Source organism: Vibrio sp. ZF57, from assembly GCF_001691235.1.
In the GTDB taxonomy this organism is placed as follows: Bacteria; Pseudomonadota; Gammaproteobacteria; order Enterobacterales; family Vibrionaceae; genus Vibrio; species Vibrio crassostreae_C.
The window spans coordinates 54,875-69,141 of sequence record NZ_MAKD01000091.1; the positions used below are offsets into that span (position 1 = coordinate 54,875).

Consider the following 14,267-nt stretch of genomic DNA (forward strand, 5'->3'; position numbering starts at 1 on the left):
CAAACACTCACTAGACATTGTTGAACAAGACTTCAAGCCTAAGGGTGATGTTGGCTTCTTCGGTGTGTTTCTCATGAGGTTCTCGTTCCCATTGATAACGAGGGATGAGTTCGTAGAACAGCCACTCTTTCCATACGTTTTGTCGGTAGGTAACCGAAACCTGAGCGTATTCGTAATGATTATGAGGCTCATCCGTTGCATTAATCGTGGCGCTATATTGAAGTGCTTGGTCTTGGGCAAGGTAGTGATACAAGGTTAGCCCTGTACCATAGTTCCAACCTTTAAGGTCGTCGTTATATCCTGCAAAGCTTGACCATCGAGCCAAGAAATCATCACTTAAAGAAAGATCAAAGTCGATGTCGGTGATCTCACCAGTCTCTTGTTTTTCTTGATATACACGTTGGGTCAGCCTGAATACTGCATCTGTGGTGAGCGGGTAGGTAAAACGATAGCGAGCCTCTATTCTTGGGCGTAATGTCGCTTTGATATTGAAACTACTGTAACCCTTGGCATAGGCGTCATAACGAAGGCCAAGTGCATTTTCTAACTCTTCAGAATCTTGTGGGAAGAAGTCTAAGAATTCTTCATCGCCAACAGACTCGTAGATTAGCTTAAGCCTTTTGCTGACAAAGGGTAAATGCAGGCGTGCGTTGAGCTTGGTGGAATAATCCACGTCACCGCCCTCAGAATAGATGAAATCATTATACCAACGTACAGAGGTTCCGGCTCTGGCGTCCTCGGTAATACGGTCATCCACAAAGAAGTTATCGAACCATATTGCGGGCTGACAAAACTTGCTGTTTAGGTAGTGGTAAGCTTTTTCGACGCGCGTGTCTTCTAACGGTTGGCTGTGACACTCATCCTGTTCCTCCGCGAAGGCAGAGTGGGAAACGAGCGATGCTAATAATGAGGAGTTAACTATCCAACGACTCAATGGAACCTGTTTGTCATTCTATGTATCAATAGTTTGACTATAACTAAGCAGTTATGACAATGCGACTTTTAAAGAGATTTATCTTAATCAGTGGCTATTCAAAACAGAGACTTGAATAACATATGGCAGGTAAAGAAAACGGGCTCAGTAGGTGAGCCCGTTTGTCGATAAGTTTATAAGTGACTTAATGGCAGATTACATTGCCGCTTCGAAAATCGCAGAGATTTCTTCGTGGGTCGCTTGTTTAGGATTAGTAAAACCACATGCGTCTTTCAGTGCGTTGTCAGACAGAGTAGGGATATCTTCTAGCTTCGCACCAAGTTGCGCGATACCTGTTGGGATGTTCACGTCATTTGCTAGTTGAACAATTGCTTCGATCGCAGCTTCTGCACCTTGCTCTGGTGACATACCTTCAACGTTAACGCCCATTGCTTTTGCAACATCACGTAGACGCTCAGGACAAACTTGCGCGTTGTAGCGTTGAACGTGTGGTAGCAAGATAGCATTACACACACCGTGTGGAAGATCGTAGAAGCCGCCTAGCTGATGCGCCATCGCATGAACATAACCTAGTGACGCGTTGTTGAACGCCATACCCGCCATGAACTGTGCGTAAGCCATTTGTTCACGTGCTTCAATGTCTTCGCCGTGCGCTACTGCCGTTCTTAGGTGAGCTTGTACAAGTTCAATGGCTTTAATCGCTACAGCGTCTGTAATTGGTGTCGCTGCGATAGAAACGTAAGCTTCGATTGCGTGTGTTAGCGCATCCATACCTGTTGCAGCAGTCAGTGATGCAGGCTTAGCAAGCATTAGTTCAGGATCGTTTACTGAAATAAGCGGTGTTGTGTGCTTGTCAACGATCGCCATTTTAATGTGACGTTCCTCATCAGTGATGATGCAGAAGCGTGTCATTTCTGATGCTGTACCAGCCGTAGTGTTGATAGCGATAAGAGGCATCATTGGCTTTTCAGATTGGTCTACGCCTTCGTAGTCTGCAATCTTGCCGCCGTTAGAAGCAACCAGAGCAATGCCTTTTGCACAGTCGTGTGGAGAACCGCCACCTAGAGAAACAACGAAATCACAATCGTTGTCAGTCAGCAATTCAAGACCATCGTTAACGTTCGTGATGGTTGGGTTTGGTTGAGTGCCATCGAATACAACTGCGTCTACGCCTCGCTGGCTAAGAAGGTCTTGTACCTGCTTAACTACACCAATTTGATTCAAGATCTTATCAGTTACGATCAGACCTTTTTTAAAGCCTTGAGACTGAATACTATCAGCAGCATCCTTCAGACAGCCAGTACCCATGAAGTTGATTGTAGGGATGTAAAATGCAGTAGACATTGGAAAACTCCGTTAATTATGATTTTTAATTTCCTACATGTTGTCGGCATTCAAGTGGTCGACCATTGATCTGGAACAACTTTGAATTCGAACTACCACTTTGTGGCTAGTCGTTGTGATAGGGCTCATATAGCAATCGTTTTCATGGTTTTTGGCTGTGTTGATTGTCAGTAATAGATCGCGATAAATCGACTAAATTAGAGACAGTATGGAGCTCTATAACAATGAAAAATAAGGTTTTTCATTGAAAACTCTTCTAGTTAGGCTGGTGTCGACGTTTTATCGGAGTCATCACTGCACTCAATTTGAGGATCTTGCGACTCTTCAGACTCAAGGGTGTCTTCTGGCTCCTCGTCATAGTATTTGACAAGAAATGGGGTGAGCATGACAGATGACGGTAAGAAGTGCTTCATAATACCTCTCGGTACTTAAATGTATTTCTTGTATGGTATTGGTTTAATATGTGGCAAAATTTGCGATACATCATGACTTGCTGCTTGTTTTCTATAAATTATTAGATTTATATACAGGCTCACAGATTTACGAGTAAAGTGATTGCCAGCCTACAAGGCGAAGAGAAAAATTAAGCAAAACTACGATAAAAACAAACACAGCACTGCTCAACAACGCGAATAACAGGACAGAAAATGAAGTACGATTGGATATTCTTTGATGCGGATGAAACCTTGTTCCACTTTGATGCTTTTCAAGGAATGAAGCTGATGTTCTCCCGTTTTGGTGTGGACTTTAGTGAACAGGATTATTCGGTTTACCAAGAGGTTAATTTACCACTTTGGGTAGATTATCAAGATGGCCGCATTACGGCAGCTCAACTGAAGCACGCGCGTTTTGAAAGCTGGGCAACAAAGTTAGAGACAACAACAGCAGAACTAAACAGTGCATTTTTGACCGCAATGGCGGATATCTGTTCTCTGCTCCCAGGTGCAAAAGAGTTGATGGAGTCTTTAAAAGGCAAAGTGAACATGGGTATCATCACGAATGGGTTTACCGAGCTGCAATCTATACGTTTAGAACGCACAGGCATGACAGATTACTTTGACCATGTGATCATCTCTGAAGAAGTCGGTGTCGCGAAACCAGACGCTGAAATCTTTGAACATGCACACAAGCTTGTTGGCTTACCAGCAAAACAACGCGTATTGATGGTCGGAGATAACCCGCATTCAGATATTTTAGGCGGCTTGGATTTTGGTATTGAGACGTGTTGGTTGAACAGCCAAGAGAAAGCAGCACCAGCAGGTATTAACCCTCATTATCAAGTTAAGTCTTTAGCTGACCTGCAAGCTCTGTTATTGGCATAATTGCTTTTAGATTTTTGAGTGAATGATTGATAGCCGAGTGCAGTTATGTGCTCGGCTACTTATTTTTACCTACTGTAAGTTATCGATAGTGGTGCTTAAGTCTATCTTTGCTTTAAGCTCGCTTTGATTACCCAATGACAATAAAGAAAAGGAAGAGGTGTGTTTAAATCTCATCGCCATAGCTGCTACGGCATTGCTGCCATTCTACTTTGGAGCTGCTTAATCGCGCTGTCTCGAAGCGTATCTGAACAACTGGGCCCAATCGGTGGTGCGGCCAGCCTTTACACGGTGAGTGCGCTGTTGTTGATCTGTGTTATGGGTCTACCAAAGCTGTCACGCTTTTCTAAGTCTTATTTGCTGATTGGCGGCACCTTGTTCGTTTGTTATGAGATCTTCTTGGCTCTGGCTTTAGGAATGGCAAACAATAGACATCAAGCCTTGGAAATGGCTGTCATCAACTACTTATGGCCAGCACTGACGGTGTTATTTGCGGTGCTGCTGAGCGACAAGAAAATTAACTGGTTGGTTTACCCAAGTATCTTCTTGGCCTTCTTTGGCGTCGCTTGGAGCATCAGCGGCGATCAGGGGCTTTCTGTTGAACAAATCGCTGCCAACATTGCGACCAACCCTAAAACCTATTCTATGGCGTTTTTCGGTGCGATTATTTGGGCTGTTTACTGTAACTACACCCAGCGTGTCGCGAAAGGGCAGAATGCGATTGTACTTTTCTTTATCGCAACGACAATCACCTTGTGGATCAAATACGCATTGAGTAACGAAACCGGCATGGTGATGACAACCAGTGCTGCGATTGATTTAGCGCTAGCTGGCGCTTGCATGGGGGCAGGCTACGCACTTTGGAACACGGCGATTCTTGGTGGCAACATGGTGTTTTTGGCAACCATGTCGTACTTTACGCCAATCTTCGCGACACTACTTTCCTCGGTGATTTTGGGCTTGTCATTGACCATGACGTTTTGGCAGGGCGTATGTATGGTAACCGTTGGTTCACTGGCTTGCTGGTGGGTAACAAGAGACAAAAAGCCGACGGTTACGGCGTCGGCTTCTAAAAAGGTTCAATCAGAGTCTTAGTTAACCAGAGGTTGATGGGTTAATTCTTGTTTTTTTTTAACTCTCGATTCTTAACTCGCGATATTGAGATTCAATTGGAGCTCATAAGGCATCTTCGATAAGCGTCGCTTAAGTTGGCGGCGCGTACGTTCAATATCATCAACCGCAATTGCATCTTGGTCATTGGTATGAATATCAACGTTGATTCTTAGCTCAGGACCAACCTTAGTCACGCCCATTAGCTCTAAATCTTGATCCGCTTCTTTGTCTACCGCGACAACGTTCTTATCTACCGCATCACAAATATCTTTGTTTGCCGACATCATAAGCAGTTCGCGCATCGCCTCACGTAACATGTCGAAAGGCACTTTGATGAAGTAGAAAGACATTAGCAACATCATCATTGGGTCGGCATACACTGCGTATTCTGCAAGCGGAGAAAAAGTAATTAACCAAGCCGCTACGAAACCCGCGGTTACCGCTACACTCAGTAGCGTATCCATTTGCCACTGTTTAGACTCAGCCTGAATCAGACCTGAAGAAATACGTTTACTCTTATTCGCGATGTACCACCAAGCGTAACCACAACCCAGTACGTTGAAAATACCAAACAGAGTTGCGATAGAAGCATCAACTTCACGGCCACCCGTCATTAGGGCACCAATCGCAGAGTAAAGTGAATAACCAACCACAAGAAGAATCACAACGGCTTTAATCGCAATCACAATCGGCTCGATGATAGCTCGACCGAACGGGAACTCTCTATCTGAAGGGCGGTTAATGTATTTTGAAGCAGCTAGTGACAATAAAGTTAACAGTAAGCTGATAAGAGAATAGACACCGTCAAACACTATGACCAGAGAGCCAACGAGAAGACCCAACACCAATCCGCCAATTGCGAAGCCTGATGCTAAAAGGGCTGAGAACAATAGTACTCGATTTTCGTTTTGGCTTTTCCTGTCACACATAATATTTTCCAGATGTTTTTGATAACTTCATTGTTCTAATAATGAGCTAACTTTACAAACTTTATCTGATGATGTTTATATGTCTTATTTAATTCGAACATATAAATCAATAAAATTCAGTGACTTAAGATCATGGTGTGGTGTCAATAAAGTTGACGTTGAGTGTTTTTTGGTGATGGTGTGCAACTGAAATAGGATCGTTTATGATTAATAAAACACATTAGTCGCTAAGGTCTTATTGGTCTTCTAGATTTGACTGCGACTGCGATGGACAAGGAGTGAATCAATATGAAGTTTGACGATATCAGTGATAATGAGTTGTGGGCGATTGCTAACCCGATCATGGATAATCTGATGGATGGTTCAACTAAGGTTGATCATGAACAGCACTGTCGAGATTTTACTCAAAGGATGAAAGACATTGTTACGCCAGAATATTTAGAAAAGGTGTGTCACCATTATCAGCACAGTAATGGCTTTTTTGCTGAGCGTGAGCAAGTTGCTTTATTTAGACGTTCAGACTCCATCGCCTTTGTGTGGAAACAAGCTTACACCATCGCCAAAGGTGAGTTTGTCGCTGAAATGGTATTGGTTGAAGAAGACGGACGCTATTTAGTGGATCACGTGATGGTCTTTTAGGAGTAGTGCTGTTTGTGGTTTTTCCCTTTGTTATCGACGATAAGCAATAAGCGCGAGCTAGAAATCAAACAAATAATCACTAAGCTGGTCGGCCAACCAATTCATTCCTGGGTGCTCTGCCATGCCAGCCGCGGTAAACATACAGTAGTCTTCTTGTGTTAAACCGTAGGTGTGTTTGATCACGGCAAGCTCTTGTTTACGCAGTAAATGGCGAATCAATGGCTCAGGCATTACGCCCCATGCTTCTTCACGTAGAATCGTATCCAACATAAAGTCGAAGCTAGAGAAGCCAATGTAACGACGCGAGAAGGGCTCAAGCTCAGGATTATCCTTTTCATTAAGATAAACCATGGTTGCTTGCATCGAATTTCTCAGTACTTCATCAGACACTCGTCGCATCGCACTCAAATCATGTCCTTTCTTACATACAGACATCATTCGAATCTTACCAAGCGGGTTGTAGATAATTCTTGGGTCATCGACGCGTTCGTAATCGACACCAAATGCGAAGTCGACTTGCTGAGTTTCAACTAGGTTAGCTAAGTCACCGCTCGATGCGAGAACGAAGTTGAATGAGGTAGAAGGGTACTTGTTATTTAAGGCGTGAGATAAGTCCTGCCACATTTCATCGGGTAGGGAGTCATCTCGTGCTATCCAAATTTCTGCGTTGAATTCGCCCGAAACATGCAAGCAGGTTTGTTTAATACGCGCGGCTGTCACCAACATGCCTTCGCAATCTTTGTAAATCGCTTTACCCGCTTCTGAAAGCTCAACGTGGTTTCCGCTGCGGACGAACAGCTCGACATCTAACTCTTTTTCCAAGGCTTTAATCGACATGCTGAGTTTGGTTCGGTTGCATTCTAACTGGCGTGCAGCTTCAGAAACTGATCCTAAATCAGCAACGGAACAAAAGGCTTGGACTTGAGAAAGGTTCATTTCATTTCCATATTGAGCGGGGGTTGGTGCATATTATCTGAATATTGTGCTGACTATCTTAGAAATAGTCCATCTTTGCATGATAACTCTATGACGAATTGACTAATTTGGTTTACTCTGGGGAAGTTCCGAACCTACAAGAAGTAAAGATGGAGGCCATGATGGCGAAACAATGGGACGAATACGCCGTTGATTGGGATAAAGATCCCGCAACTGCAGTATTCGCACAATCCGTATTTGACCAGTTAACACAGCTCGTTGATTTAAACGGAACCCGTGTCCTTGATTTTGGTTGTGGTACAGGACTACTCAGCCAGAAAATATCTCCTTTAGCAAAAGAGATCATCGCACTTGATATCTCTGAAGGGATGATTGAAGAGTTAGATAAGAAAGAGTTACCTAACGTTGAACCGGTAGTTGATATTTTATCGCGCGGACTTGCAGCGCAGCATCCAGCATTCAGAAACCAGTTTGACCTAGTGGTAGCCTCTTCGGTGTGTGGTTTTATCCCGAACCTACAAGACACAGTCAGTCTGATTTACACGCTGCTTGAAAACGACGGTACGTTTGTACACTGGGATTGGTACTTGGAAAGCGACAGTGAAGACTACGGTGTAAGCCAACAGCGCTCAGAAAATGTATTGAGTGCAGCGGGCTTTGCAGTAGTTGAAGTCTCTACACCGTTCTCGATTGACACTCCACAAGGAGAGTTAAAGGTATTAATGGGTGTTGGACGTAAACAAGCGCTTCCAGATCTGTAATCGTGTGTATGCCTTGAGCTAGCATTCAGAATGCTCATTTAAACTACTAAACCCACATTAACGACTCTAACGTCAGTTATGTGGGTTTTCTCTTTTTGGCGCTATCGTTTTAAACAGAACGAATTAGCGCTTTCTCATTTCTTCACTACTAACTCTGGTTTCTCTATTTCTCTATTTCTCTATTTCTCTGTTTCTCATCTCGCTCATAGAAAACTCAACACCGCTAATTTACAAATTATTTATTTCCATTTTGGAAATGTAGTCTTGCATACATTTCATTAGTGGAAATATAACGGTGAGATATAAAATAAGCCCATAACAACACTAAGGGTTTAATCATGAGCCACCAATCTGCGTCATCTACTTCTTCACCACTTTCAGAGCAACAACAACGCTTTAGCAATATCATTTCAGATGCCAACCTGTCACCAAAACAGAAGTCGAGCTATCTTGCCTTAGAAGCTGAAGCCAGCTTACCGTATATGCCGGTAAGCAAAGAAGTAGAGCAAGCCTTACAACAAGGTGTGCTGTGTGACATGTTTGAAGGGCACGCCCCATTTAAGCCGCGCTATGTACTTCCAGATTATTCTAAATACTTACATCAAGGCTCAGAGTATTTAGAGCTTAGCGCGGCAACCAACTTCGATGAAGCATTGAACATGCTTACCATCCTTTACCACCATGTTCCGTCTGTCACTTCAATTCCGGTTTACCTAGGTCAGTTGGATGATGTGTTGATGCCTTTCGTGGGCGACTTAACAGAAGAGCAGGTATACCAAAAGATTAAGCTGTTCTGGATCATGTTGGATCGCACACTGCCAGACGCCTTTATGCATGTGAATATCGGCCCGACAGACAACATTATCTGCCGTACGATTTTACGTGTAGACGCTGAATTGAAGCAGATCGCGCCAAACTTAACCTTTATGTACGACCCAGCCGTGACACCTGATGATCTACTTCGTCATGCGGCGAGCAACATCTGTGAATGCAGTAAACCACATATTGCAAACTATCAAGCGCATGCCGAGGCTTACGGCGATAAGCGTTTTGGTATTGTGAGCTGCTACAACTCTCTGCCGTTAGCGGGTGGTTCAAACACCTTGGTGCGTATGAACCTTAAGCAAGTGGCGTTGAAGTCTGAGGACAGTGCTGATTTCTTACAACAAGTATTGCCGAACTACAGTGGCATCATGGTTGAGTTGATGAACGTTCGAAGCCGCTTCTTGCATGAAGAGTCTAACTTCTTCGAAGGCTTCTTAACCAAAGAAGGTTTGATCGAAGAGGATCGCTTTGCGCCAATGTTTGGTATTTACGGCATGGCGGAAGCAGTCAACATCTTGTTGGAGAAAGAAGGTCAAGCAGGGCGTTATGGTCACGATGAACTGGCGAATCAGCTTGGTCATCGTATCTCTGAAAAGCTGGCTGAGATCGTTGAACGCTCTGAAGTGAAATATGGATTAGAAGGTAAAGCTCTGCTGCATGCTCAAGGCGGTATTAGCTTAGATGAAGATGTGACGCCGGGTGTCCGTATTCCTTATGGTACCGAACCGGATCCTGTCTCTTACGTTCGTGCAACCGCGGGTCACCATAAGTTCTACACCTCGGGCATCAGTGACATTCTGACCATCGACGAAACAGTGAAATCTAACCCTGAAGCGATGTTTAACCTGTGTAAAGGCGCGATTCAAGCGGGTTACCGAGAGTTCACGGCTAACGTTGCATCAAATGATTTGGTTCGTGTCACGGGTTACATGATTAAGCTATCTGACATTGCCAAATATGACGAGCAAGGCTCACGCACCAATACCACCTTTTTAGGTGCCGAAGCTGCGAAGAACACGGGCATATTAGAGCGTAAACCACGCGTGGCGAGTTTAGAGATGTCGCCGACATACGAATAGCTTTAACGTGTGTTATGCGTTTCGAATACGAACAATGTGAATTATGAAAATTTCTGATCTAACAACTCAAATGGCTAGGGTTAAAAATAATAAGACAGAAAAACAAGCGAAGGTCAGCCGTGTGCTGACCTTTTCTTGTGTTGACGGCCCGGGAAACCGCTTGGTGCTGTTTCTTCAGGGCTGCAACTTTGACTGTATTACTTGCCACAACCCACACACAATTAATCACTGTAACCATTGTGGTGACTGCATTAGCGGCTGTCCGAGCAGTGCTCTGAGTCTTATTGATGGCAAAGTGAAGTGGGACCCAGCAGCCTGTACGAATTGCGATCAGTGCATTGATGTCTGCGATCATAAGTCGAGCCCGAAAATTACCACAATGACGGTCTCAGAGGTTCTGGAGCTTGTCAGGCATAATCAGTTTTTCTTGAGTGGCATTACCGTTTCTGGCGGTGAAGCGACCATGCAGTTGCCGTTTATCATAGAGCTGTTTCAAGCGATTAAACGTGATTCACAGTTAGCGCATCTCACGTGTTTTATTGATAGTAATGGTTCGCTGTCACTTCAAGGGTGGGACAAGGTGTTGCCTTATCTTGATGGCGCGATGATTGACCTAAAATCATGGCAATCGGAAACACATCAATGGTTAGTGGGTAGAGGTAATCATAGGGTGTTTGAAACCATTAACTACTTAGCAGATAAAGGAAAACTGCACGAAGTTAGGTTGCTACATATCCCAAATAAAAGCGATCTTGAGGACGAAATTGAACAAGTGGGGCGTTACTTGAAGACTCTACCAAGTGATGTTCGAATTCGACTCAATGCGTTTCAGCATCATGGTGTCATTGGCGACGCGTTAGATTGGCCGAAATGCACCGAAAAACAGATGCAGAGCTTTCACGATAAGCTCTACACCATAGTTCAAAGACCGATGCAAACTCCTGAGGTTTATACCTAGTCTTTAGATTTCTTAGGCGGTCAATCAGGCTTCTAAGAACGTTAACTTTCTAAAGATATTAAGTCTCTAAAAATATTAAGCTTCTAAAAACAGGTCACACAACCATTTGATCGCTTGATCATTCATGTTGGGTTTATTCCACACCAAGCTGTAAGCCACCTTACCGTAATCAAAAGGCAAGGGCTTGCTCACTAAGCCCTGAGCTTGTTTAGCATGCTCAGCCCACTGTTTAGAGCAAGTGAACAGGAAAGGTGTGTGGTGACACAACACAGCCGCAGCGCCGAAGTCCGCGACCGATATTGCCATCTCTCTTGGTTGGTGGCATTGAACCAAGTTTTGTTCAAAGTAAGGCTGAGACAGTTCGTTATCTAAAATCCCAATGTGCTTGTAATCTAAGTAGCCTTCTACCGTCAGTTCTTGCTGAGCGAGAGGGTGGTGTGCGCCCATCAAACAAACCATTTCATCTGGAAGAATTGTTTCCCAAACCAGCTCTTTGTTATCGGTCGGCGGCTGAGATATATCATGAGGCAACAAGATCAAATTGACCTTGCCACTGAGTAAAGCATCGAAGCCGAGCTGTTGTTTCGAATAGATGTTGAGCTTCGCGCTTGGCGCGAGCTCAGTGGTAATTTTACTGATCTTTGAGGCAAATACTTCGAAAGTACTTTCACGCATCGAAAGTGAAAAACTGCCTTGGTACTCTTGAGGGGTAAAACTCTTTTGATGAAGCAGTCCATTCATGCTTGAAAGAATTGCGTGAACAGTGGGCGCTATCTTCAGAGCAAAGGGAGTCGGGATAAGCTTGGTACCATCTCGATAGAAAAGCTCATCATTCAGGATGTCACGCAACTGAGACAGGGTTTTGCTTACACTCGAAGGGCTGACACAGAGTTGCTCTGAGGTCTGAGTGACGCTGTGGGTGTTCAGCATAATATGAAGCGCAGTGAGGTGCTTAAGGCTCACCCTAGATAAGTGTAAGTAATCCATTTATGACTCACGCATTCAGATTGGCTTGTGATTTTGCATGAACGACAAAATCGAACAAGCCAAATTGGATAAAGGTTATTTACGAGCTAGCTTATGGTGCGCTCGTGAAAAGTGGCCTGCGCAAAATGCGCCCACAATCGATAGTTCACCCGCTAAACACAGTGCAGCACAAACTTCAGCTAGGGCTTGTGATTTACCGTTACCATGCAGCCCAAGTAAATCTAAACAGGCTTTTTGACTTGGCAAGCCAGTACCACCGCCGACAGTCCCCACCATTAGGTTAGGCAGTGTCACGCTAGCGTATAAACCGCCTTCTTTGTTGAGTTCCATACGCGTCATACCAATCGCTGACTCGGCGACACAGGCCGCGTCTTGGCCACAAGCGATGTAAAGTGCCGCCAGTGCATTCGCATAATGGGCGTTGATACCGATAGTGCCGCTCAAAGCGCCACCGACTGTGGTCATTTGGCCAAACTGGACCATCTTCTCTGGTGTCGTGTGTAGGTACTTCGCGACAAGCTCTGCAGGGATATTAACCTCAGCAGTTACCTTTTTGCCACGAACGCTGCGCAAGGTTTGGGTATTGGCTTTCTTATCGCCTGACAAGTTGCCATCAAGGAAAGCGTGGTCAGGCTTAACTGGCGTATTTTCGATGATGTACTCAAACACGGCATTGGTTGCGATGGTCACCATATTCTGACCAGAAGCGTCTCCGGTTAGAAATTCGAACACCAAGTAAACATGGTTACCTTCGATGTTGATATTAATGTCGGTCAGCTTGCCGTGTGATGTTGTTGATTCTGCCAAGATCTTGAACTGGTCATACTGAGTCACAGCCCAAGCCACAAACTGTCCGGCTTCAACTAATCCTTGAAATGCAAAGCCAGGAGTACGTGTTACGCCTTCATTGAGCAACATAGCACTTGCGCCACCACAAGCCGTAATCAGCTTAGAACCACGGTTATAAGACGCGACAAGCGCAGCTTCTGTGGTCGCGAGTGGTACGAGGTAATCGCCCGTAGCAAATAGGCCATTGACTCTTAAAGGGCCAGATATTCCCACAGGGACTTTAACGGTGCCAATAAAGTGCTCAATGTTTTTCTCATAAGCTTGGAACTGACTTTGTGTATGAGGGTCGAGCAGTTCTTGCTGTGAATCTGCATTATCGAGCGCTGTCCAGCGACGTGTGAGATTCTTTTCTGTCACGTAGGGGCTAGGTGTCAGCTTATTTACTGGCTTTTCAAAATGAGGCTGAAGCTTTTTTTCTAATTCGTCTGCGGAGATGTCGCCTCCTAAAATAGAAACATAGTCACGGCGATGCAGATTTAGTTTTGGCATAAATAGTATGAAGTAAAGTTTGTGCAGCAAATTGGTTTGCGCTGATTCTACCGAGTAATAAACCAGAAACAAGCGCCTGATATAATGAGTTACAGTTTGTGTGGTTGTTGAAGCAAAAAGCAGCGAAGTTTCGCGAAATATAGGCTGTATTTGAGCGAAATTTAGATATGAATGTCGAGAAGGCTACCGATGGCTTCGTTTTGACGATCAACCACACTTGCACCAACGCGGTTATAACTTGCGCTTTGTGTCAGTTTAATCAAGGAATCGGTTGAAGATGAAGCAGGTTCAGGTTCTTTGTCTTTAAAGGAAATGGCTTGTTCAGGCTCTATTTGATTAAAGCTGAGATCGCTAGCTTCGAAAGTGTCGTCGGATTCTAGAGCGTGTTTGGAGGCTTGGTTGAGCTCGATTGCGGCTTCTTCAGCCATGTTGGTGGATTGCTGAATAATGGCGTAACCAGATTGAATACCAGATATCGACATATCAGAACCTTTTATTGACGTATGGAATGAGTCTAGGCGGACGATATTTTGAGCGCAATGGTGAACAGATGAAATTTACTGTGAAAATGTGAACTTAAGCTAAAATAGTGATGTCTGTCTATTAACTGAACAGGTCATTTAGCGCGTTTAATTCTTCATCAGTAAGCAAAGAAGGCTTCTCTGTTTCGAGGTTGCCGTCGATCTCACTCTGAAGTGCTTTTAATTGTTGTGGGCTAAGAAGCTGTATTTGCTGCTTAAATGCTTCAAATTGCTGTGTATTCATAGTGTGACCTTTGTTCAAATCCATATGCTCTTTAGAGCATAGCCTATTGATTCAGGAAATCAAACAAGATTAAGTGAATTTTAAATGATGTTTGAAGTTTCTTGAAACTAAGACAATTATAAATTCCTGTGGTCGTTTTTTGTCCGAGAAATGTTAGGCAAAGTTAAGGCTTGGTCAATCAAAGTCAGAAAATTCCTATAATGTAAAAACGCCTTCAACCCTTGTGGCACAAGGGTAGGTAAGTAATTTCTCTACCCAATTAGGGGTATGGGTAAAGCAATGTATAAATATTTGTGATGATCAAAAGATAAGCAATTGGCGTTATCTTTTTGTTTTTACG

The 14,267-nt window shown here is 44.1% G+C and carries 15 protein-coding genes; 6 read left to right on the top strand and 9 right to left on the bottom strand.

Annotation, left to right across the window (positions count from 1 at the left end; genetic code table 11):
* Window positions 1-10 precede the first annotated feature (10 nt).
* The 3 genes from A6D97_RS13290 to A6D97_RS22050 all read right to left on the bottom strand — a co-directional run bounded on the left by A6D97_RS13290 (window position 11) and on the right by A6D97_RS22050 (window position 2,691).
* Window positions 11-934 (bottom strand): hypothetical protein, encoded by a 924-nt coding sequence (locus A6D97_RS13290; protein ID WP_029235256.1) that lies wholly within the window; start codon window positions 932-934, stop codon window positions 11-13.
* Window positions 935-1,129: 195 nt separating this feature from the next.
* Window positions 1,130-2,278 carry an L-threonine dehydrogenase gene (gene yiaY, locus A6D97_RS13295; protein ID WP_017069430.1) on the bottom strand — a complete coding sequence of 383 codons (1,149 nt, stop codon included), beginning with the start codon at window positions 2,276-2,278 and terminating at the stop codon, window positions 1,130-1,132.
* 260 nt (window positions 2,279-2,538) lie between these two features.
* Entirely contained in the window at window positions 2,539-2,691 is a 153-nt protein-coding gene (locus A6D97_RS22050) for a hypothetical protein (RefSeq protein ID WP_017066574.1), read from the bottom strand.
* 234 nt (window positions 2,692-2,925) lie between these two features.
* On the opposite strand from A6D97_RS22050, the gene yjjG reads away from it, so the two are divergent.
* A complete protein-coding gene (yjjG, locus tag A6D97_RS13300) occupies window positions 2,926-3,600 on the top strand; it encodes a pyrimidine 5'-nucleotidase (RefSeq protein WP_065584585.1) in 675 nt (224 codons plus the stop codon).
* A 159-nt stretch (window positions 3,601-3,759) separates the two neighbouring features.
* Window positions 3,760-4,692, top strand: coding sequence for an aromatic amino acid DMT transporter YddG (yddG, locus tag A6D97_RS13305; RefSeq protein WP_065584586.1), 933 nt, complete (start codon window positions 3,760-3,762; stop codon window positions 4,690-4,692).
* Between the two features lie 50 nt (window positions 4,693-4,742).
* Here the strand turns inward: yddG and A6D97_RS13310 are convergent, their stop codons facing one another.
* On the bottom strand, window positions 4,743-5,639 hold the full coding sequence (locus A6D97_RS13310; protein ID WP_065584587.1) for a cation diffusion facilitator family transporter: 897 nt from the start codon (window positions 5,637-5,639) through the stop codon (window positions 4,743-4,745).
* Between the two features lie 288 nt (window positions 5,640-5,927).
* On the opposite strand from A6D97_RS13310, the gene A6D97_RS13315 reads away from it, so the two are divergent.
* Window positions 5,928-6,278 carry a hypothetical protein gene (locus tag A6D97_RS13315; RefSeq protein ID WP_017060899.1) on the top strand — a complete coding sequence of 117 codons (351 nt, stop codon included), beginning with the start codon at window positions 5,928-5,930 and terminating at the stop codon, window positions 6,276-6,278.
* 57 nt (window positions 6,279-6,335) lie between these two features.
* Here the strand turns inward: A6D97_RS13315 and A6D97_RS13320 are convergent, their stop codons facing one another.
* Entirely contained in the window at window positions 6,336-7,214 is an 879-nt protein-coding gene (locus A6D97_RS13320) for a LysR family transcriptional regulator (protein WP_017071134.1), read from the bottom strand.
* A 161-nt stretch (window positions 7,215-7,375) separates the two neighbouring features.
* Here A6D97_RS13320 and A6D97_RS13325 point away from each other — a divergent pair, with 161 nt between their 5' ends.
* From A6D97_RS13325 to A6D97_RS13335, 3 genes are all read left to right on the top strand, one after another.
* Window positions 7,376-7,975 (top strand): methyltransferase, encoded by a 600-nt coding sequence (locus tag A6D97_RS13325; RefSeq protein WP_017064785.1) that lies wholly within the window; start codon window positions 7,376-7,378, stop codon window positions 7,973-7,975.
* A gap of 338 nt (window positions 7,976-8,313) precedes the next feature.
* Window positions 8,314-9,879, top strand: a complete 1,566-nt coding sequence (locus A6D97_RS13330) for a YjjI family glycine radical enzyme (protein WP_065584588.1) — start codon at window positions 8,314-8,316, stop codon at window positions 9,877-9,879.
* Window positions 9,880-9,922: 43 nt separating this feature from the next.
* Complete coding sequence (locus A6D97_RS13335; RefSeq protein ID WP_065584589.1) at window positions 9,923-10,837, top strand: YjjW family glycine radical enzyme activase; 915 nt, start codon at window positions 9,923-9,925, stop codon at window positions 10,835-10,837.
* 75 nt (window positions 10,838-10,912) lie between these two features.
* Here the strand turns inward: A6D97_RS13335 and A6D97_RS13340 are convergent, their stop codons facing one another.
* From A6D97_RS13340 to A6D97_RS13355, 4 genes are all read right to left on the bottom strand, one after another.
* Window positions 10,913-11,824, bottom strand: a complete 912-nt coding sequence (locus tag A6D97_RS13340; RefSeq protein ID WP_065584590.1) for a LysR family transcriptional regulator — start codon at window positions 11,822-11,824, stop codon at window positions 10,913-10,915.
* Window positions 11,825-11,899: 75 nt separating this feature from the next.
* On the bottom strand, window positions 11,900-13,162 hold the full coding sequence (locus tag A6D97_RS13345; protein ID WP_029236475.1) for a hydroxymethylglutaryl-CoA reductase: 1,263 nt from the start codon (window positions 13,160-13,162) through the stop codon (window positions 11,900-11,902).
* 161 nt (window positions 13,163-13,323) lie between these two features.
* Window positions 13,324-13,644, bottom strand: coding sequence for a hypothetical protein (locus tag A6D97_RS13350; protein WP_017060893.1), 321 nt, complete (start codon window positions 13,642-13,644; stop codon window positions 13,324-13,326).
* 121 nt (window positions 13,645-13,765) lie between these two features.
* Window positions 13,766-13,951 carry a hypothetical protein gene (locus A6D97_RS13355; protein ID WP_065584591.1) on the bottom strand — a complete coding sequence of 62 codons (186 nt, stop codon included), beginning with the start codon at window positions 13,949-13,951 and terminating at the stop codon, window positions 13,766-13,768.
* Between the last annotated feature and the right edge of the window lie 316 nt (window positions 13,952-14,267).